Origin of the sequence: Methanosarcina vacuolata Z-761 (genome assembly GCF_000969905.1) — an archaeon.
Classification (GTDB): Archaea; Halobacteriota; Methanosarcinia; order Methanosarcinales; family Methanosarcinaceae; genus Methanosarcina; species Methanosarcina vacuolata.
In genome coordinates, this window is record NZ_CP009520.1 from 437892 (window position 1) to 458609 (window position 20718).

The window sequence follows — 20718 nt, forward strand, 5'->3', positions numbered from 1 at the left end:
TCTGAATCATTAAAACACAGTCTAGGATTTTTCAGTTATTCCTTGCGGAGAGAAAGATAACAAATTGATGTTTAAGCCTATAGATCTCGAATTTAAAAATAAGCAAAAATGCAAAAATTACTCATACTTATATCCTATAGGGAATAAATTTTCTCCATATTTTTCAGTTTATTTCAGACAAAATTTTCGATATCTAAAGAATTAATAGACATTAAATACCTAACAAATTTCTGGTAAAATTAAAAGCAATAGAGAAAGGAAAAGTGTAAAAACCCTTTAAAAAACAACATCAAAAGACACAATACTTGAATAGGTTTATTCCCTACGCGATGCAGAGTTAAGGTTATAAATCTGTGTAGTGTGATGTTACACTTACTTTTATCACTATATTTTGGAACTGAATCCCCGTAGAGAACAGTCTATAGAGAGTCTGGTTTCCTATTTTGGTCAATGAGAAATTCCAAATTTGGCTGTTTTATTGTTATGATTTCTATCTTTTTGAGCGCACTCTTTAACTCTTGGGTTAATTTTTTATAACAGTATAAATTTTTTATATATGCTATTAGTTTCAAAATTTATACAGTTTCCTGCTGAAAAACGCTGTTCTTCTACGTTATAATTACAGCTAGCCTGTCAGGACAATAAACCGGATAAGAGTCAGAATAAAAAAGATTGTTTTGAGTGTTTGGTTTCTTTCGTCTTTTTTATGTGACCTCAAAGTCTGGAGTTATGGGGACTATGAGCGATTCCATACTATTCAGTCAAATTACCTGGCCGATAAACCAGTCAAAGCGGTTTAACCGATAAACCAGTCAAAACGGTTCAACCGATCTTACCGATCTAATTGATTTAATCTCAATTTCCTCGGTTATGAAACATCCTGTAATACCTCACATAAATTTTCCGTATCTAGCTATTAACTGCAATAGTTGCTGTAAAAGAGGAATCTCACAACTTATGAAATTTTAATATGGGGCGTATTATGATGTATGTAAAAGGAATCTTGAAAATTATTTGTTTAATAATTCTCGCACTTCACCTGATGACTGCAGGAAGTGCAGCAGCTAATGTGATTTCTGTAAGTAACAACACTGGTCAGCCTGCAGATTTTACTACCATCCAGGCGGCTGTAGCTGCTGCAAATCCAGGAGATGAAATAGTTGTCAAACCCGGTATTTATGAGGAGAATATTGTAATTAATAAGAACATATCTATTGTTTCCGAGTCTGGAAATTTCTCCGATACTGTAGTCCGGGCAGCCGACGTTTCTCAAGATGTCTTCAGTATCTGGGCAAACGACGTAAGCATTAAAGGTTTTGGCATAAGTGGGTCCAATTCCGCAGGTATTCATGTTTTTGAATTTATTGAATGTCACATTGAAAACAATGAATTGTTCAATAACAGCTGCGGTATCGATCTATATATACTGAGCTCAAGCAATACGCTTGAGAATAATGAAATTTCAAACTGTCTGACCGGGATTAGTATTGGCGGCGGCATGTACAATAATTTGAGCAATAATTCAATCTCAAATTGCAGTAATGGAATTTCACTTTTTGACTCCTCTATCAATGTCCTGGAGAATAATACAATTTCTAAAAACATAGAAGGTATTTATCTTACAGGCGAATCAAACGGCAACACTCTGGCAGGTAATACTGTAACCCTCAATACGAAATCAGGACTGAATATTTACGGAACTTCAAACAATCTGATTTATAATAACTGTTTCAATAATACGGTAAACGTAGAGTTTGAAGAAGTTTCGGGAACAAATACCTGGAACACAACTAAAACCGAGGGTACCAACATAGCTGGCGGCCCTTACCTGGGAGGCAATTTCTGGGCAAAACCTGATGGGACTACATATCCTGAAAAAGCCAGGGACATTGACCTTGACGGAATATTTGATTCCCAGTATAATATCGAAGGCACCCAGTTCATAGATTATCTTCCCCTTAAAGGATTAGAGCCGGTAGTGATTACTGTAAATAATAGTACAGGACCGGTTGCGGATTTTACGTCTATCCAGGCGGCAATAGACAACGCACTCCCTGGTGACACAATCCTTATTTTCCCGGGAGTCTATGAAGAAAATGTCGACGTCTACGTAACGAATTTGACTCTGACCTCCCAATCTTCCAGTTATGGGGACACCAGTGGGGACACTATTGTCAAGGCAGCCAGCAGTCTGGATGATGTTTTCTATATTATTGCGGATGGAGTGACAATTCGCGGGTTGAATATAATCGGGCCTGTAGACTACCCCAGTTCAGGCATCCATCTTAATGGAGTTAAGTACTGTAATATCGAAAGCAACCAGCTCTCTAACAATTACATAGATCCTACTTCAAACCTTTTCAGTGGGAACAATTCCTCTATTAGCAATAACTCAGGGTCGGATACAGGGTCCGGGATCCGTCTTGATTCTGCCAGCAACAATCTCCTGAACAATAATACAGTCTCAGGGAGCGGAATTTCGGTTCTCCTGCGTGATTCCGCGGAAAATACGCTTCTCAATAATTCGGTATCCGGTAGTAACTACGGTATCTGGGTGGATTCTTCTAACAATAATACACTGGAAGGAAATATTCTGTCAAACAATAAAATCGGGGCCTATCTGAAAGTTTCCAGCGGAAACGTACTTAACAACAGTAAGGTATCAGGCAGCATAAACTCTGGTATCAATCTGTGGGATTCTGTGGAAAATACATTAAGCAATTCCACAGCCTCGAATAACAGTGTTTCTATCGTTCTGAGAAATTCCAGCGCAAACCTGCTCAGTAATAACACGGTGTCGGATAGCAATTATGGTTTATGGCTGTACTCTTCGAGTAATGATAATAAGCTGAACGACAACAGGGCATTAAATAACCAGATCGGTATCTATGTAAAGACATCAAGTGGAAATGTTCTTACAGGCAATACTGCGTTAGACAGCACCGTGTCCGGAATCAGTGTCTGGGAAGCGACCAAAAACGCGTTAATTAATAATGAAGCCTCGAACAATTATGTCTCCATTTATCTGCAGAATTCCAGCGAAAATGCGTTTTCCAACAACTCGGCCTCAGACAGCAATTACGGGATGTGGATTGCCTATTCCAGTAACAACAACCTGAGTGAGAATGACGTATCGAATAACAAATTCGGTTTCTATTTGAAAAATTCCAGCGATAACAGGTTGTCAGGTAACCAGGCAAATTCAAACTCCAGGCATGGGATCTATCTGGGTTCTTCCAGGAGTAATATCCTGGACAGTAACAGGGTTACTTCAAACTCGGAGTATGGGCTTTTCCTTCTTGATTCGGGAAGCAACTCGATTTATAATAACTATTTCAGCAACGTAAACAATATTTATCTGCAAGGTTCTAACGCAGGTACGAGATTGAATACAACCCTGACACCGGCAAAGAATATTGTTGGTGGAACTTACCTTGGTGGGAATTTCTGGGGTACTCCAAAAGGAGACGGCTTCAGCCAGACCCATGCAGATAAGAACGGAGATGGTATCTGTGATGCAGCTTATACCGTGAATACAGAGGGTATTGATTATCTGCCTCTTGCAGATTCTCGTGTCACAATCTAATCTGGAGTGCTGAAAAAGAAAATCTCCTGAAAAAATGTCCTGACTGTCAGGTATATGGGCAGCAGGAAATTAGTGGCACACTGAAAACAAGGCTGTACAGTTTCTCAGGAAATAGGAGGCTGTACAGCTTCTCAGAAGGGTTAAAGCGGCTCTTAATCATTCCCTCTGGATAAGATGGTTTTCAATTAAGACCGCATTGGTTTTTATGAGAATATTATGAGGATATCCACACAAAACAAGAAGAGCCATATTATGAGGATATCCACACAAAACAACGAAAAGCCATAAAAATAAACCATATATTATATTGGATGGAACCTTTGTGACTCTGATGCTTCTCCAACTTTGTATTATTCAATAACATTTATATATTTTTAATAATAAAAAAAGATCTGAACTTCAATCAGTCTTCTTCCAGGAACTTCTGAAACCACACAATATCAAAATACTTTCCGAACTTTGTTCCTGCATCTTTAAACCTGCCGCATTCTGCAAACCCATGTTTAAGGTGGAAGTTCAGGCTGGCCTGGTTTTTCGAGGAGACGTTTGCAAGGAGGCTTTTCATATTCTTCTTTTTAGCTTCCTGACACAGGAAATCCAGCAGCTTTGTTCCCTGGCCCTTTCTTGTGTATTCTGGCAGGATAAAATATGAGAGTACTCCGGTGTGCTGGAAGTTTGGGAAGGGGAGATAAGGCCTCAGGGCTCCGAGACCGATCACTCTGTTGTCTTCTTCCGTTACATAAAAGGGGTAAGGTTCACTTTTATTCGGTTCTCCCTCATCGTGTGAAGTCTTGAAAAATTCCGGCCCAACAGGGGTTTCGAGGTAGGCTGCAAAACTATTATCTATATAGTAATTAAAGATTTCAAGCATTTCCTGAGTATCTTGCGGCGTAGTCTCTCTTATTACAAGGGATTTGAGCTGATCTCTTTCCTGCATATGCTATAATCGGAATGTAAATATTTAAGCTCTTTTAGTCAGTTGCAGTACGAATCCTGTTAAATCCTCTTTTATCTGGACTCCTTATTTGTCATGATTTATATTTATAATTTATTATCAGTACGATTATATTTATATACTTATGCTATTGTAGTATTCCATGCATTAGTACCCAAATCTACCCTATATTTCAGGTGGACTTTGATGTTAAAATAGGGGTCTAGAAGTCCAAAATTCTTGAGTCGTCATACAATTTGTATGATTCCTTCAGGAATTTCTTCCTGAAAATAAAAAGCACAAGAGAACACATTTCTCAATGTACTTTTACAGAAGTGAAAAATAGATGTTTGTTAAACAAAACAAAATTGTAGAACAGATATGTGAAATCCCGGTAACACTTGGAGATATCTCCGAGAGCATCTTTGGGGGTATTAACACACAAAACGGTCTACTTCACAGGCTTGCCCTTCCTGAGGAAGGCGGTTCCGACTCATATTATCTTTGCGAAGGCCTCTGCAGTCCGGTATTCATAGAACCCGAAATTATTTACCCGTATGTATCAGGAGCCTTTTCCGAAAAATTTGCATTTCGCCCTTCACCTTATCGTTTCATGCTGCCTTATGAATTGTCCACAGCGGGAAAAAAGAAAGAATACAATGTAATTCCTCCCGAAGAACTCAAGACAAAATTCCCTATGGCTTACGGGAGAATTCTGGAATTCAAAAGAAAGTTCCTCCACGATACCACTCCCCTTGTATCTGCAGACTATAGCATAAAAGGCAGAAAATTTCTGGAATACTTTAATACTCCTAAGATTATTGCTACTGAAGGCTATCATCTGCAGGCTGCATATGATGCTGAAGGAAACCATGTATTTGAGAACGGATGCGGCATTGTCCTCAAAGATCCAGGCAGGTATGCCTATATTACTGCAGTGCTTAACAGTCCGATTGCCAGACTCTTTCCTTCAATCTGTAAGTCTAAAATGGCATATTCGAGCTACACAGCTCCTGCAATGATAAAACGTTTTCCAATCGTGTTTCCTGATAACAGGCTAACCGAAGATCTCATAGATACTATATCCAGTTACCTTGCGTTCCTGAACAGGGAAAAGTATGCGAGAGATTACGGAGTTCCAGACTGGCTTCGGGAACTTACATCATTCTACGAGCAGATCTCGAGTCTTCTGGTTCTGGATACTTACTTCGTAAACGACCTTGATCCAGGGCTTCTGAATGCCCTTGAAGAAAATATCCATCCCTATGCCGGAGACATGAATTCTGAAGACAGCGATAGTATTCTGAATGCACTGTACTATATAAAGCAGCAGATTCTTGAGGCTTCAAGTTCTGAAAAATGTAAATTTAATCTGGGACTTCCTGAAATTCTCAATTTACCTTCGAGCAGTGAAGAATTCTAAGAATCCCTTTTTAAATTTTTTATCTTAGAAAATGACAAATTTACTTTTACTAAAATTCTGAAACTTTTTTATTTTTCATCATTTACATTTAATTTTTTTATCAATAAGTTTGTGCACTTTAACTCCCCCTGAACCATAGAGTAAAAGTGCTCCCAGAGCAAAAAGTTAGTTTTCCAGCAGAAGGTTGAGACAGTGAAAGACACCTTTGCTGCTTCAATGAGTGAATTCTAGCTCCATGCTACGGAGTCCTGTAAGCTAACCAAGCAGGTTATTCCCTCATTAATGCTCGAAAATTTTGAAATGATTTCCCCTGAGAGAATTTTAACCTTGATTGAGCGGAAATTAAGATGCTCTGAATTTATAACTGCATTTCGAATTTTCAGGATTTCTCTGTTTCAGGCAACGTTTATCGTTCTAATTTTTATTATTCTTTCTCGTCGTTCTGACTCGTTGTCTTTCATTTCCTTTAAAACGTAATGTTTTAGTAATATCAGTTTGTGGACTTTCTCACTTAATACATAAATTTATATATTTGGGCTTTGTGTAATTATTAGAACATTTAATTTTTTTTTAACTTCGTTCTCCCAATTCTCCGCCTGATATTGATTAATAAAGGAAGGTATTCTTATCAGTCTGCTAATCCCTGCCGCTGCGTTTCCCTATATGGGAGCATTAATTTTTTCAGGAGTTATGTCGACTTTGCTTGCAATCAAAGCCTACAACGCATTCAAGTACCGCAGGATGTATTTCTCAAAATATTTCATACTTATTATGCTAAGCATGTCTCTCTGGTCCATTAATTATGCCTTTGAGGTTGGATTCATGGACATTGAGCTAAAGTATCTCTTTGCTCGCCTCGAATATATTGGGATGGCCTTTGCTCCGGTAGCGTGGTTTTTATTTGCATCGGAATACTCAGGGGTATGTAAAGAATTCGTAAGGGAACATCAAAAAGCATTTTTCATAATGCCTTTGCTCATAATCCTTCTGATGCTTACAAATAGCTTTCATGGGATGTATTTTTTAGGTTATTACCTGGACGGCTCAAGGGGTTTTCCTCTTCTTGTGCTTATACACGGGCCTTTTTTCTGGGTGTTTTATATATATTCTTTTACTCTAATTTTTCTTGGAGTTTTCTTCTTCTTCAATCAGTTTGTCCATCTAACTGTACCCTACAGGGCTCAGGCAGCAATTGCTCTAACTGCAGCATGTATTCCAGTCCTGGGGAATATTCTCCATATCGCAGATGTAGGTCCTTTTGCATTCCTCGACCCGACTCCTTTTGCATTTACAATTACAGGTTTGATTCTCTTCTGGGGTATCATGCAGCATGAATTTCTTAACATTATTCCGATTGCAAGAGAAAATGTAATCGAATCCATGAATGACGGATATATCGTAATAAACCTTGCAGATTCCATAGTAGATATCAATAAGGCTGCTCTTGAACTGGCAGGGAAAACAAAAAAGGAGGTTCTCGGGAAAAACTTAAATGAGCTTTTTGGGAATGAAGTACAAATGCCTCAGAGTGAAGCTCATGAGGGCAATTTCAACAAAGAAATTTTCTTGAAGAGCGGACTTGAAACAAAACTTTTTACTCTTAGTGTCAGCTCCCTCCTAACAAAAGATAATGAAGAAGGCAGGCTACTGATGATGCATGACACTACTGAAACTTATAGGTATCAAGAGGCTCTAAAACAGGCTAACAAGAAGATAAACCTCATGAGCAACATTACCAGACATGATATTCTTAACCAGGTGAATGTACTTTCCGGGTACACCGAACTAATTTCTGAAACTCTTCCTGAAAATGTCAAGAATGATCCCCGAATAGTGAAGTATCTGAAAAATCTCAATAAAGGTATCGAAACAATCCACAGCCAGATTGTTTTCACCAAAGACTACCAGGAACTCGGAGTAGTTTCTCCGATCTGGCAATCCGTAAGTAATACAGCAAAAGAAGCAGCCTTTCCCTTCTCCGGTCAGAACTTGAAGTTTTCTATCGAGGAAAGTCGAGCTGAGATCTACGCTGATCCACTGCTGAAAAAAGCCTTTTACAATCTGTTTGACAATGCAAGGTCACATGGAGAACATGTAACTGAAATCAGTGTTAGTTCATGCAGGGTTGATGACAATCTTGTAATTGAAGTAAAAGATGATGGTATCGGAGTTTCTTCTGAAATGAAAGAGCTGATTTTTCAAAAATCCATCGGGAAAAATACAGGGCTTGGGCTTTTCCTTGTAAAAGGCATTCTTTCCATTACAGGCCTGGAGATTAAAGAAACCGGAAATGAAGGGACAGGTGCGAGATTTGAAATTATAGTACCACCCGGGAACTGGCGAGAAAAAGCTTCTCAATAAGCGTATCAATAAGCTTCTCAATAAGACTCTCAATAAACTAATTTTAAGTGTTTATATTAAGTCGAAACTCAATTTTTCGCATCATGTCAACATCAATCCAATTTTTTACATCATATTCGGCATCATTCAAACTTTTTGCATTATATCTAACATTACTCATATTTTCAGATTATATTCACATTATTACAATTTCCAGATCGCACCAACATTATTTAAATTCCAATACTGTTTTTCACTGGAACCGATCTTTACTTCCTACCATTTTTGACTCAATACATTATTTTTATTGTCTCGGTGAGTTCTTTTCATTCATATATTTTTATATCTTTGTTTCAATACATTGTTTCTCTGAATAGATTCTCTCAAAAGCATATTCTTTAGCCGATAATTACATTCTGGTGATAAAAATGAGCAAATTTACCCTGAGAGAGAGGTTTGAAAAGGCACTCAAAGGAGAAGCTGTAGACATTATCCCTGTCTGTTCCGTAACTCAGACAGGCACTGTAGAACTAATGGAAATGACTGGAGCATACTGGCCCCAGGCAAATTTCAATGCCGATAAGATGGCTGCGCTTGCACTTGCAGGGTATGAGATTGCAGGATTTGAGAATGTGCGCTGCCCTTTCGACATTACCGTACTTGCAGAGACCCTTGGCTGCACAGTAGACGAAGGAAGTATAGATATGCAGCCTTACATCACGGATTTCCCCTGCAAAAACAAGAAAGATGTGAAGGATATAACGGTTCCTGATTTGCTTCTTGAGAGCAAGAGGACCTCGGTAGTCCTGGAAGCAGTTGAAATTCTGAATGAAAAAGTAGGAGAGACGGTGCCTGTTGTTGCAGGGGTTGTGGGTCCTGCTGGACTTGCCTTCATGCTTGCCGGAATACAAAATTATATTACATGGTTTGTGAAGGATACTGAAGTTGTTGAGGAATTAATGGGAGTTCTTAACGATGCCTGCATAGAATATGCCAATGGCCTGCTTGAAAGAGGCGCACATGCCATAACCCTTATAGATTCCGAAGCCGGACCTGATATTATTTCCCCCAACATGTTCGAAGAATCGGTCTTTCCCCTTTACAAAAAATTTTGCAGGAAAGTAAAAGGCTTGAAAGTCCTTCACATGTGTGGCGATGCCACAGCCGTTCTCAATTCTCTCGGAGATGCAGGTTTTGATGGAATAAGTATTGAAGAAAAAGTAAGTGTAAGTTGCGCAAAAGCGACTATAGGCGGTCGGACAAGGCTTATAGGAAATGTTTCTCCTTCTGATACCCTGCTCGCAAAAGGGCCTGAAGCAGTTCTCATTGAAGCTACTGCCTGCCTTGAAGATGGAATTGATATCCTTGCACCAGGCTGCGGGCTTGCCCCATATACCCCACTTGAAAATATAAAGGCACTTGTCAGGGCAAGAGATGATTACTTTTCACAGTAAATCTTCTTCTTACACTAAACTTCCGTTGTTTTCATTTGAATTTCAATCGCTAATCGGCTAATCTTAAACAAAAGTTCCTGTAACCGGGCAAAATTATGACCGAAAATAATTCAAAAGCAGTTCGGGATCTTATGCCTGAAATTCTCAGACTTTCAGGCAGGGAATGCATAATCCGTGAGCTTTCAGACTCCAGTTTTCTTCCTGAGCTTGAAAATAAGCTTGAGGAAGAACTGAAGGAGTACCTCGAAAGCAAAGAGCTTGAAGAGCTTGCAGACCTGCTTGAGGTAATTTATAGAATAGCAGAACTGAGAGGCTCTTCAAAAGCGGAACTTGAGACAATAAGGCAGCGAAAAAAACACGAAAAAGGTGGATTTGAGAAAAATCTTCTCCTTGTTAGTCCTCTCGAAGAAAGCTCTCATCCGGAGTTATGCTCTGCTGGCCCTACCGAGTCCAGACGTGTGGTTTTCAAGCCTGAGGATGCGGCAGTAATTGAGAAAAAAGGAGTGAATATGAGAATCTACATCACTAAAGCCGAATCCGAAAATGCCGGTGTACTCTATCAGGAAACGCAGAAAGGGCACACAGAGGAGTTCCTGCATGAAAAAAGCGATTTTATATATTATATCCTTGAAGGCAGTGGGGTCTGGATAGTTGAGGACAGAGAATTTGAGGCCCAAGCTGGAGATGTAGTTGTCGTGCCTGCAGGAAAAAGGTTCTGGTTCCGTGGAAATCTCAAGCAGGTCTGCATAACTGCTCCGGCCTGGGAAGAACAATACGAGCGCCACATAAGAGATCTTGAATTGTAAGGGTGTAAATTCTCAGCGTTACAGTTACATCAAGATAATGCCGCAAGAAGGGGGGTCGATGCTGCAGAAAAATATTAAGAGCTGACTTCTCTACGGTTTTGACTTTTTTTCTCTTCGGCCTCAGTTTTTTTATTTTCGGGGCGTCCGGCAAGAGTGCAAAATTGATTGATGAAGTTAAAACCTTTCAAGTGCTAACTTATTTTTTGTCTGATCTATTATTTTTTTAATGAATTCATCTTCAAGATCCCCTCTTACAAGGAGGATGAGTTCCACGGCATCCGAGTACTTTTCTTCCTGGATTACTGAGTATTTCTCTATCAGGTTTCTTACTTTCTGACTTTCTGCATACCCCAGGCGTATTCTTAATCTGACCTGCTCGAAAACTTCAATAACTTCTGCTTCTTCAATAGCAGAGAGTGCCGTATCTCGGTATGCTCTTGAAAGTCCTCCAAAACCCAGTTTTATTCCCCCAAAGTACCGGGTCACGACTACAGCCGCGTTCTGGATTTCTTTTGATTCGAGTATTTTAAAAACAGGTTTTCCTGAGCTGCCCGCAGGCTCCCCGTTGTCATCGTATTTGAGGGCAAAAGAGCTTTTTTCTTTTATAAAATAAGCCGAAACATTATGGTTTGCATCGCGGTGCAATTCCTTTATACCTTTTATGAAAGCTTTTGCCTCAGCTTCACTTTCCACAGGTCTGGCATAACCTATGAACAGGGAATTTTTGAATTCCTTCTGAGCCTTACCACAGCGTTTAAGAGTTTTGTAATTTTTCAGATTTTATCCTCAGAATGCTTTCAGATCTTGTCCAAACCGGGTGTTAACGGGTTTGAGTTTTCTCAACTGAGGAATATTACATCAAATTAAAATACTTTTCTCCCACCAGGCGGTTCTTTTATAATAACGTTCTATCGATTTATTCTCTTTCTAGGGTTTATTTCAAAAAAAATTAATATCAATTATCTAAATAGTTTATACTAACTTAAAAAATTCTGAATTTGCTCATTTTGGTGTATATATCTTAACTAAAGAGCCCATTTTGCAGTATTATTCTTTTATCAAATCGAAAAGTTTTAATGTTATTGACTGGTCATGCATAAATATCTCATATGAAAAATCCCATAATTTTATATGAGCTGGGTGTAAAAAGGAAGAGAACTTTAGAGGTATTATTAATGAAAAAAATGTTAAAGATTATGGCAATGCTCCTTGTTATTAGTGCTGTTGTCTTTGCAGCTGGCTGCTCTGATAAGACGGCTGACACAACAGCAGAAAATGGATCTCAAGAAGAAGTGACTGACCAGACTCCAGTAGCAGACAATGGAACTCCATCCGACAATGTAGCTGCAGAAGTTCCACCAGCCGAGAACGGTACATTTGGAAACGACTCTGACAACATGTCTGTCGACAACATGTCTGTCGACAACATGTCTGATGACAACATGTCTGATGACAACATGTCTGATGACAACATGTCTGATGACAACATGTCTGATGACAATGACTCTATAATTGGCAATAATTCTAGTCTTTAATTTGACAGAATAAAAAAGGAATTATCCAAGTAGCCTTTCTAATAGGCTACAATTTTAGTTTTTTTAAAACGACTTGATATAAATTGACTCTGATTTTATATCTCTTCACATCGAAAATTTCCTAGAAAATTTTCTCAATACAGTAATCTGCAATTTTTTTACTGCTGCTATCAGAGACTACGTTAACATATATTTAACAATCTTATCTTATAACAATAGCTTCGAGCTCAATGAAGTTAATCTGAAGATCCTTTCGTTTCTTGTTTTATCCTGATTTGTTTTATCCTGATTTGTTTTATCCTGATTTGTTTTATCCTGATTTGTTTTATCCTGATTTGTTTTATCCTGATTTGTTTTATCCTGATTTGTTTTATCCTGATTTGTTTTATCCTGATTTGGTGTCCTCTTCAAATTGTATGGGTAAAAGTAAATTTCATGTATTTTCTGAAAATTTATGAATTCTATCAAGTATGATAAACAACATCAAGCGATGCATCCAACTTTCTAACTAGATGATAAAATTGTGGCATATTTATTGAGTTGGAAAATTCTCCATTGAATTAGAAGAGGACACATTAATTCTTAATTTTCCTTCTGCAAAGCCTCAGAGTATGGCAGCGCAGGCTCCCTCCTCCTGCAAGCAAGGCATCCGGGTGAAAAGAAATAATCTCAATACCTTCATTTTCAAGGTCTTTCCTGGTTTTCTGATCAAGTGCGGTATCGTAGTGAAAAATAGTTCCGCTCTCTAGAGGAACAAAAGAACAGGCCAGGCGGCTTTGCTCGGAATCCGAAACAGAAATGATTTCCATCCCCTTCTCACGCATGAAAGCTTTAAAATCGATTTTTTCTCCTGAATCTTCCGTAAACAGACAGCTTTCTTCAAATGCAGGTAGATAAGCAAGAGCAAGATCTTCCCTTATCCTGTTGAAGACAGTATCAGGGTGCATGTACCTCCTGGCTTTCGGAACCCGGACGTAAATAACTTCACTGAACTCTTTGAGAATGTTTGAAACAAATTCTCTTATAAATGGGTAAGTGTGCCTTTCCGTATCAGCTACAAAGACTGTTTCTTTTGAGAGCAGGAGACAGCCTTCGAAAAACCCTTCATCTCCATTGAATTCGCTGAGAATGGGAATTCCCAGATTATTCAGGGCTTCCTTTACAACAACTTCTTCCTTCTCTCTTGCAGGTGGACGCATTCTTGAGAGAATAGCCCCTTTTCCGGAGATAACTGCGGTATCATGCAAGAAAGTTAAATTTGGCATCTTCTTAATTAGGCCAGTGTTTTCGTCCACATAATCTTCAAGTTCATAGACCCTGACCCCGTTTGATTCAAGTAGCTCCTGATAATTTCTATGCTCTTTAATATACCCGGAAATCTCAGGAACCTTATCGTATAGCCAGTGTTTATAGTTCAATTCGTTGAGTAGAGAAAGTTCTTCCCCAGGCGTATGCATCAATACGCTTTTCAGCCTCCCAAGTTCCTCGCACCCATAATCGATACCTGATCTCGTTTTCCTGGCTCTACCCAGTCCATTTATCTCGCAACCCATACCCTGAACCTACCTTTTGATCCGTTTCATCCTCATATACATTTTTTTGCAAGGATTATGGCATTTGCCTGGTCTTCACTCCGGAAAGCCTTGAGGATTTCAAACCCGCAAATTTCCAGGAAAGCTGTAATCTGGTCATATGTATATTTATAAGTAAAACCCATACGGATGATGTCTCCTTCCCTTAAGCCTATGGTTTCTGTCCCGATTTTGAGTTCGGTATCCTTCAGGATATACAAACTCTTCCTTGTCCTGTATACTCCCCCTATCTTTGAGTTTACATGCGCAAGCAAGAGTTCAAAATCAAAATCCTCAGGAGCCATTCCGTACTCAAGCAGGGGATACATATTGAAGAGGGCATTCTCTCTTGAGGCATATGTGCCCAGTACGGACCTCCTTACCGATTGTCCCTCTGTGCCTTCAGTAGGTAGCAGGTTGGCATCAAAGAAAAAAAGGTCTCCCTGCTCAAGGTTTTCATGGACAAGCTGAAGAATAAACTCTGGCTCGTAATTGCAAAAGGTATTTCCTAAAACGCAGAACAGAATCGGAAGGCGCCAATTTTCTTTAAGAATGGCTATGTCCTCTATGAAACCAACTATTCCCTTCTTTTCAACAGGCAGGTTATCTACCTTTTCAAGAGCGATGTCTACAAATTCACTGTTTATATCGATGGGGTAATAGCGCATCGACACTTTTCCTGAGGAAGGGTTTTCAGCCAGATTCTTTCTCACTAGCGCCTCGAGAAAAATTCTTTCCTTCTCCCCGTTTCCCACTCCCACACTTACGAGACTCATACCTGTCGGAATAAATCTTACGATTGAGTCCAGATTTTTTTCCAGAAGGACTTTGAGTTGCCTGGCTACAGGAAATGTCTTTGCCTCATCAAGTTTCAGCCAGTTTTTTGTTCCTCCAGTGCCCATATATAGAAGGTAATCAGGCAGTTCATGGTTTTTCAGGCATTGACAGAGTCTTTTTTCGATGTCCTCCTTACTGGTCATTACTATCTTTTCATTATTTTCCGAAACCTGTCCAAACTCCACTCTTCCTGTACTGTTCAATTTCTCACCATCTCCTCAAATTATTCAACAGTACATTTCTTTATTTATTTCTTTTAACTTATTTATTGCCTGAGGTTTGTTTTTACCGTTCTTCTACCGTTTTTCTACCGTTCTTCTACCGTTCTTCTACCGTTCTTCTACCGTTCTTCTACCGTTCTTCTACCGTTCTTCTACCGTTCTTCTACCGTTCTTCTACCGTTCTTTTATCATTCTTTTACCATTCAATTACCAATCTGTCATTTATTTGAAACACTGCTGGCACTCCATCCTGAGGGCTTTAAGAGGGTCGATGCCATGTTTGATTCCTACGCTGTAAGCATATCCCCTGCAGCCTATGCACTCTTCATTATGTTCACAGTTCCTGCACCTTCCCTCGAGCATTTTATCGATGTTTCGGACGTATGTGAAAAGATCGGAATTATATATCTCCCGAAGGCTCATTTTATTTACATTATAGGGATATTCCCCACCAACTCTGAGCGCAGGATGTTCGTCCAGTTTTGTAGGTGCACAGGGCCGGACATTTCCTTCGATATTGATATACAGGCTGTATAAGTGTTGAAGGCAGCCGCTTGCGGTAATTGGTGTGTAGGGCAGCCAGTCATACCCGTAATATTTCTGGTCAATTTCCAGCAGTTTTAATTTATATTCCTTAATCTCGTCAGCCGTGAGTAGCTTATCCTCAAGTTCGTCATTTGCCCTGCCCGTAGGCGTTAGAATTTCCATATTGGGAAAAATATTGTTTTGCCTGCAGAAATGCCAGATCTCCTCAATTTCTTCCAGATTCATTTTGTTACTGACGAAAGAAACTCCCAGACGGAGTTTTCCAGGCCCTGCCGGTTTTGAAAATCCTGCTTTGAGAAGACTTCGAAGCCCCTTTCTGATATCTTCGGAGGCTCCTGCTCTTCCTGCGAGGTAGTCCTGAACCTCAGGCTTAAGGGAATCTAACTTTCCCATTACTGAGGCATTGTGTTTGTACAGGAACCCTGCGAGTTCTTCTGTCATCAAAACCGTATTCGAAAAAATCACCGGGATTATTTCCAGGGAATCAATATAGGCTATTAAATCCCTGAAACTCGGGTACAGGGTCGGTTCTCCTCCCCCAATTACGACCACAGACCTGATCCCGAGTTCTTTTGCCTCCTGAATAATACGCTTGAGATTATTAAAATCGGCTATTTTTGCCGAGTCCTCACCACTCTGTGCATAGCAGTAGCGGCAGCGGAGATTGCAGGATTTGTTCGTTTCAAGACGTATGGCTAAAAGCTTGTTTGAGTTCCGTGCCTGATGGGCTTCCTGTGCTCCGTACATGTACCCTTTCAACATCGGAGGAGGTGAAAACAAGCTTAACGTATCCAGGTTCTTCGGTTTTTCCTCCCACATGTTAAAATATATATTTAACGTTCCTTATCAAATTACAAGAAACTAAGTGTTTTTTTGAGTCCAATCTTCTAATTTATAAAAAGTAATTTGTTGCCAGTAAATAGTGTATTCCGGTTACTTCGGTTCTTTTTGTAGTTAATTCATACAGTGCGACAAATGCGTAACAAATCCAGGATTATTCTTCTTGTTAAATTTAGCAAGGTTTAACTATCTCTCTCACATATTTGTTTTCAATCTTTAGGGGAGAATGACTGACAATGAACAGAAAGGTAACAATTTTTGGAGGGATTGTATTATTTATTCTTCTTTTGCTTGTGCTGGGTTCAATCTATCTGGAGAATCAAAACGAGGAAATGTATAATGATAGTCTTATGAGTAATTATGAATACAATATAATTATAGAAAGCAACAGCACGCTGCAAAATGTAACTTTATATTTGCCGGTTCCTGTTTTTGAGAATGAATCCGAGGTAGGACTGGAAATGGTGAATGGTGATTATTACAATAAGCCTTCAAATTGGAATCTTAGCCTTACAGATACTGAGCATGGACCAATGTTCAAAATAGAAGCTGCCGAGATTAAACCGGTTTATCATTCCCTTCCTGTAGCCGTACCCGAGCCTGAACCTGGGTCCGAGAATATTGAAGATGAAGTTCAGGAAGAAGAACAGATAGTTGAGTCCAATGAATATTCAGAAGAAACCCCAGTTTTGACATCTTTTGATTTCGGGACTAACGTAAGGGCTGACCATATGATTAATACCAGATTCCCTGTTGGTAATGAGTCCGTGCTCCTGCCCAAAAATAATCTCCGAGAATCCGAAGAAGGTTCGGAAATTCCTCTACCTGAGCATATCAACCCCGAATATTTTGATTATGAGAGCCTGGTATATGCACACTATGATGCGTCTCCTGATACCGAGGTTCAGATTTTTGTTCAGATGGATGGCCGAAACGAATGGTGGATTTACGGCTGGCAATCTAATGGTTACAGTGATAGGATTTCTATCCGACTTTCAGGCCCTCAGGAAGGATGGGTAAAGGCTGAAGGAAAACTTATTACAGGAGATGGAGTTTACAAAGAATAATCCAGAGACTAATTCCAGAGACTAATTCTAGGGAATAATTCCAGAGACTAATTCCAGAGAATAACTCTAGAGACTAATTCCAAAGAATAACTCTAGAGAATAACTACTGAGAGTAATATTCTCTTTTTCTACTTTTTGGAAATTTCTTTCCTGCTACAAAGTTCTTTTAGGTTTTCTGTTCTTAAGTTTATTATAGTTCTCAACCCTATCTTATTTTGGGATGTTCGAAGAAATCAAGGTTAAAAAAGCTCTGAATCGGATAAATAAATCCAGCAGGATTAATCTACCATTTCATTGGGATTTGAATATTTACAGGGGCTGTGAACACGGTTGTAATTACTGTTATGCAATGTATTCTCATAGCTATCTGGAAGAAAAGAAGAAGTCTGCTTGTGCAGAGCCAGGATTCGGGAGAGAAAGCTGTTCTTCCGCAGTGGATAAAAAATGTGCTTTTTTTCAAAAAATTTACGTAAAAACGAATGTTGCAGAAGCTCTTGAAAAGCAGCTTGCAGCACGAAGCTGGAAAAAGGAAGTAATTAATATAGGCGGAGTCTGCGATAGTTATCAGCCTGTAGAAGCAAAGTACGGATTGATGCGCGAGGTTCTGGCGCTGATGATTAAATACCGAAATCCTGTCACTATATCTACAAAATCGGATCTTATCCTCAGGGACTATGACCTTCTTTCAGAACTTGCTGAACTAACATCTGTAAATATTGCAGTTACGGTTACAACGGTGGATAAAAAATTAAGTGCTCTACTGGAACCCTTGGCTTCGTCACCTGATAAACGGTTTTCAGTCCTGCGGGCTTTTAAAAACACATCTGCTGTTACTGGAATCCATATGATGCCAATTCTTCCTTTTCTTACTGACAACCCTCAGAATCTCGAACAAATTATGTCTCTTGCAACCGAATGTGGTGTGGATTACGCTCTGCCTGGAGTTCTGAACCTCAGGGGCGAAACCAGAAAGCATTTCTTCGGTTTTCTTGAACTTAACTTTCCCGAACTTGTGGATCCTTACCGCAAATTGTATGCAAAAGGAGGAGCTGATATGGCCTATAAGGCCAAACTTTATGAAATGTTCAGCTCTCTTATGGAAAGATATCATTTGTCTGGAGACTACATGAAACCCATGCAGGCAAAACTTTCCCGTTCGAAGCAGCTCACGTTAACGGATTTCTCAGAAAATGATTCTTGATTTTAGTAAGTACTACAAGTGCAGGTACTACATTTCTGATTTTTTAGTAAGCACTACAAGTGCAGGTACTACATTTCTGATTTTATTAAGTACTACAAGCGCAAGTACCACAAGTATCAGTCATACCTTCCTATGTTTATCTTGTTTTCATTCTCATCTAGCTCTTTTGATGAATTTGATGGCACGTATCCCGCACCAATACAAGGGGAGTTTGATTTCAGATGATAATCATGCTTATTATGGTTTACAAAGAGAGGATTTACATATATGTCAGTGGTTGAACTTGCATTTTTATAATTTCCACCTGTATTATTGTACAGACAGTTGTTTTCCAGCACAAAGGAATGCGTTTCAGGCAGATAATTAATCACTGCATATCCTGTCCCATCAGGGTCTTTTTTACGCTTCTGGGTATCAATGATTATGTTATTACGGACAATCGTTTTGTACCCTGTACCCTGAGGTGAAAGATCAACTGAATTGTCTGTGTCTTCGGAAGAAGGAGGATACATCTGGACAATGGCTGCATGATATACTCCGTCAAACACATTCCTCTCAATCAGGGTGTCATAAAACCCGCTGGTTACAACCCCTCCTACCCAGTCAATACTTGGATTAGTACCTGTGTTATAGAGGGTATTCTTATAAATGTGGACATTCTGCGCCTCTTCCTCGGGATAAGTTTCTCCATAACCTATCAGCCAGATTCCGGGACCATAGGTATTATTGATAGTATTATTATATACCTCAACATCGTTGACGATACCTGTTGTTTTCTCAATCTGAATTCCAGAGCCACCTGCACTCCAGTGGTAAAAGGAATCTATTACGTTATCATGGAATTTTACATGGTTTGAGTTCCAGACTCTAAGGCCGCTGTTGGTCCTGCAAGTGATTCTATTGTTCCAGGCTTCTACATTCAGGCAATCGATGGCAAAAAGACCATCATGTCCCAATTTATACACTCTATTATTATAATACGTGATATTAGCGCCTCTCTCTACTCTTAACCCGTCTCCATGCCCGTCGTGCATATACATATCATTAACGTCTACGTTTTTAGCGTCAAGGAACTTGATCATGTTGTAATATCCTTGTCCTCTTTGCCTATCTTCATTCTTGTCATGATTTCCATCTATTTCAAATCCTTTTATAGTGACTCCATAGACTCCATGGCTGCCCATCTGTGTTATCATGGGATTACCCACTGGCCAGTTTGCGTTATCTTGGAGTTTTACTACAGCCGTGTCGTCTCCTTCTAAGATTGTATTATTTCCAATTAGAATACTGTCAGAGATGACGTATGTATTTGGGCCTTTCAAATGAACGGTTGAGAACTGTGAATTTTTTGCAACATATTCAAGAGCTTGATTTATCTCTACCTGATCGTCAATTCCATCGCAGGTAAAGTTTCCACTTCCGTCGCCAGCTACGTACACAGTATTGTTTGACGACTTAGGAGGAATGTTGGACTCCATAGTAGAGAAAATGAATATTCCCAATGCGACCAGGAATATAAAAATTACAATGGAGAGTCCTATTTTTTTCCGGTTTTGCTTTAAGTACGTCAGATATTTTTCGTCCATTTTATTCCTTACTCTTAATTATAAACCTCAGTCTTGAAAAATTCTTAAAAGCGAATTCTTGGACCGGGTTTGAAAAATAAACTTGAAAAAGTTGTTATTGCAATCTTACTTCTCATCTCCTGCGCAACTGCAGGAAATATTACCTTTCAGGATTTCTTTCCAGTCCCCAAGTACATCATGGGTCCAGCAGTCATCGGCACCTGCGGCTTCTCGCATGACCAGGGCAAAGATATATGAAAGTTCCTTGACTGTAGCTCCTGCTTCGAGGGCGCCTTTAAAATGCTTCAGAACGCAGGGTTTTGACCTGGCTTTGATGGAGAGAGCAAAGCAAATGAACTGATAGGTCTTTTCGTCAATCATCCTTTTTTCGGCGTAAAGCTGATCAATTTCGTCCAGTTTCTGGGTAAACTCCGGGAAAAATTCTTCAAGCATTCTCATTTCTATGTCTCCTTTTTATCAATGTGGCTTTGATTTCAAGCTGCTAAGGTAATTTGTAATATGATAATTTTATATTTATGGATTGGTTCAAATCATTTTGAACTAATCGGCAAGGTGCCAATTATTCTGTAAAACCACAAATCTCCAAAAGTTACAAAGTAAAAAATTCCATAGCGGAAGATCAATTTTCTCCATCGTACGCAAAAACTTGACTTCAAATTTACAGCAAATTTGAGACACTGCATATGTCAGATACAAGTACATTGACAAAAACAAATTCTATGTAAACATGAGACAGTTAATCCCTGAAAGTAGTCAAAAAGGAATAGATAA

Annotated in this window: 16 protein-coding genes; 8 read left to right on the plus strand and 8 right to left on the minus strand. The window is 39.3% G+C overall.

Going from position 1 to position 20718, the window contains the following annotated elements:
• Positions 1 to 970: 970 nt before the first annotated feature.
• On the plus strand, positions 971 to 3586 hold the full coding sequence (locus MSVAZ_RS01960) for a right-handed parallel beta-helix repeat-containing protein (protein ID WP_232316186.1): 2616 nt from the start codon (positions 971 to 973) through the stop codon (positions 3584 to 3586).
• A gap of 403 nt (positions 3587 to 3989) precedes the next feature.
• On the opposite strand, the gene MSVAZ_RS01965 is transcribed toward MSVAZ_RS01960, so the two are convergent.
• Positions 3990 to 4523, minus strand: coding sequence for a GNAT family N-acetyltransferase (locus tag MSVAZ_RS01965; RefSeq protein WP_048117382.1), 534 nt, complete (start codon positions 4521 to 4523; stop codon positions 3990 to 3992).
• A 343-nt stretch (positions 4524 to 4866) separates the two neighbouring features.
• On the opposite strand from MSVAZ_RS01965, the gene MSVAZ_RS01970 reads away from it, so the two are divergent.
• The 4 genes from MSVAZ_RS01970 (at position 4867) to MSVAZ_RS01985 (ending at position 10543) form a co-directional block, all read left to right on the plus strand.
• Positions 4867 to 5943 carry a hypothetical protein gene (locus MSVAZ_RS01970; RefSeq protein WP_048117385.1) on the plus strand — a complete coding sequence of 359 codons (1077 nt, stop codon included), beginning with the start codon at positions 4867 to 4869 and terminating at the stop codon, positions 5941 to 5943.
• Between the two features lie 663 nt (positions 5944 to 6606).
• Positions 6607 to 8304: a histidine kinase N-terminal 7TM domain-containing protein gene (locus MSVAZ_RS01975; protein WP_048117388.1), complete on the plus strand. Its 1698-nt coding sequence runs from the start codon at positions 6607 to 6609 to the stop codon at positions 8302 to 8304.
• Between the two features lie 407 nt (positions 8305 to 8711).
• A complete protein-coding gene (mtaA, locus tag MSVAZ_RS01980) occupies positions 8712 to 9737 on the plus strand; it encodes a methylcobamide:CoM methyltransferase MtaA (protein ID WP_048117389.1) in 1026 nt (341 codons plus the stop codon).
• 95 nt (positions 9738 to 9832) lie between these two features.
• Complete coding sequence (locus tag MSVAZ_RS01985) at positions 9833 to 10543, plus strand: cupin domain-containing protein (RefSeq protein ID WP_048117392.1); 711 nt, start codon at positions 9833 to 9835, stop codon at positions 10541 to 10543.
• A 174-nt stretch (positions 10544 to 10717) separates the two neighbouring features.
• Here the strand turns inward: MSVAZ_RS01985 and MSVAZ_RS01990 are convergent, their stop codons facing one another.
• Complete coding sequence (locus MSVAZ_RS01990; protein ID WP_048117394.1) at positions 10718 to 11320, minus strand: IMPACT family protein; 603 nt, start codon at positions 11318 to 11320, stop codon at positions 10718 to 10720.
• A 425-nt stretch (positions 11321 to 11745) separates the two neighbouring features.
• Here MSVAZ_RS01990 and MSVAZ_RS18625 point away from each other — a divergent pair, with 425 nt between their 5' ends.
• Positions 11746 to 12078: a hypothetical protein gene (locus MSVAZ_RS18625; protein WP_156150932.1), complete on the plus strand. Its 333-nt coding sequence runs from the start codon at positions 11746 to 11748 to the stop codon at positions 12076 to 12078.
• 207 nt (positions 12079 to 12285) lie between these two features.
• Here the strand turns inward: MSVAZ_RS18625 and MSVAZ_RS02000 are convergent, their stop codons facing one another.
• The 4 genes from MSVAZ_RS02000 to MSVAZ_RS02015 form a co-directional block, all read right to left on the minus strand.
• Positions 12286 to 12546, minus strand: a complete 261-nt coding sequence (locus tag MSVAZ_RS02000; protein WP_048117397.1) for a hypothetical protein — start codon at positions 12544 to 12546, stop codon at positions 12286 to 12288.
• Between the two features lie 107 nt (positions 12547 to 12653).
• The gene (locus MSVAZ_RS02005) at positions 12654 to 13631 is read right to left on the minus strand and encodes a dimethylarginine dimethylaminohydrolase family protein (RefSeq protein WP_048117399.1); all 978 of its coding nucleotides are present in this window, start codon (positions 13629 to 13631) and stop codon (positions 12654 to 12656) included.
• Positions 13632 to 13663: 32 nt separating this feature from the next.
• Positions 13664 to 14689 carry an L-histidine N(alpha)-methyltransferase gene (locus tag MSVAZ_RS02010; RefSeq protein ID WP_048117400.1) on the minus strand — a complete coding sequence of 342 codons (1026 nt, stop codon included), beginning with the start codon at positions 14687 to 14689 and terminating at the stop codon, positions 13664 to 13666.
• A 240-nt stretch (positions 14690 to 14929) separates the two neighbouring features.
• On the minus strand, positions 14930 to 16072 hold the full coding sequence (locus MSVAZ_RS02015; RefSeq protein WP_084626046.1) for a radical SAM protein: 1143 nt from the start codon (positions 16070 to 16072) through the stop codon (positions 14930 to 14932).
• A gap of 257 nt (positions 16073 to 16329) precedes the next feature.
• Here MSVAZ_RS02015 and MSVAZ_RS02020 point away from each other — a divergent pair, with 257 nt between their 5' ends.
• Positions 16330 to 17160: a hypothetical protein gene (locus tag MSVAZ_RS02020; protein WP_048117403.1), complete on the plus strand. Its 831-nt coding sequence runs from the start codon at positions 16330 to 16332 to the stop codon at positions 17158 to 17160.
• A gap of 220 nt (positions 17161 to 17380) precedes the next feature.
• Positions 17381 to 18361, plus strand: a complete 981-nt coding sequence (locus MSVAZ_RS02025; protein ID WP_048117406.1) for an SPL family radical SAM protein — start codon at positions 17381 to 17383, stop codon at positions 18359 to 18361.
• Between the two features lie 116 nt (positions 18362 to 18477).
• Here the strand turns inward: MSVAZ_RS02025 and MSVAZ_RS02030 are convergent, their stop codons facing one another.
• Both MSVAZ_RS02030 and MSVAZ_RS02035 read right to left on the minus strand, forming a co-directional pair.
• A complete protein-coding gene (locus MSVAZ_RS02030; RefSeq protein WP_048117409.1) occupies positions 18478 to 19947 on the minus strand; it encodes a right-handed parallel beta-helix repeat-containing protein in 1470 nt (489 codons plus the stop codon).
• Between the two features lie 105 nt (positions 19948 to 20052).
• Positions 20053 to 20385 (minus strand): carboxymuconolactone decarboxylase family protein, encoded by a 333-nt coding sequence (locus tag MSVAZ_RS02035; RefSeq protein WP_048117413.1) that lies wholly within the window; start codon positions 20383 to 20385, stop codon positions 20053 to 20055.
• Positions 20386 to 20718: the final 333 nt, after the last annotated feature.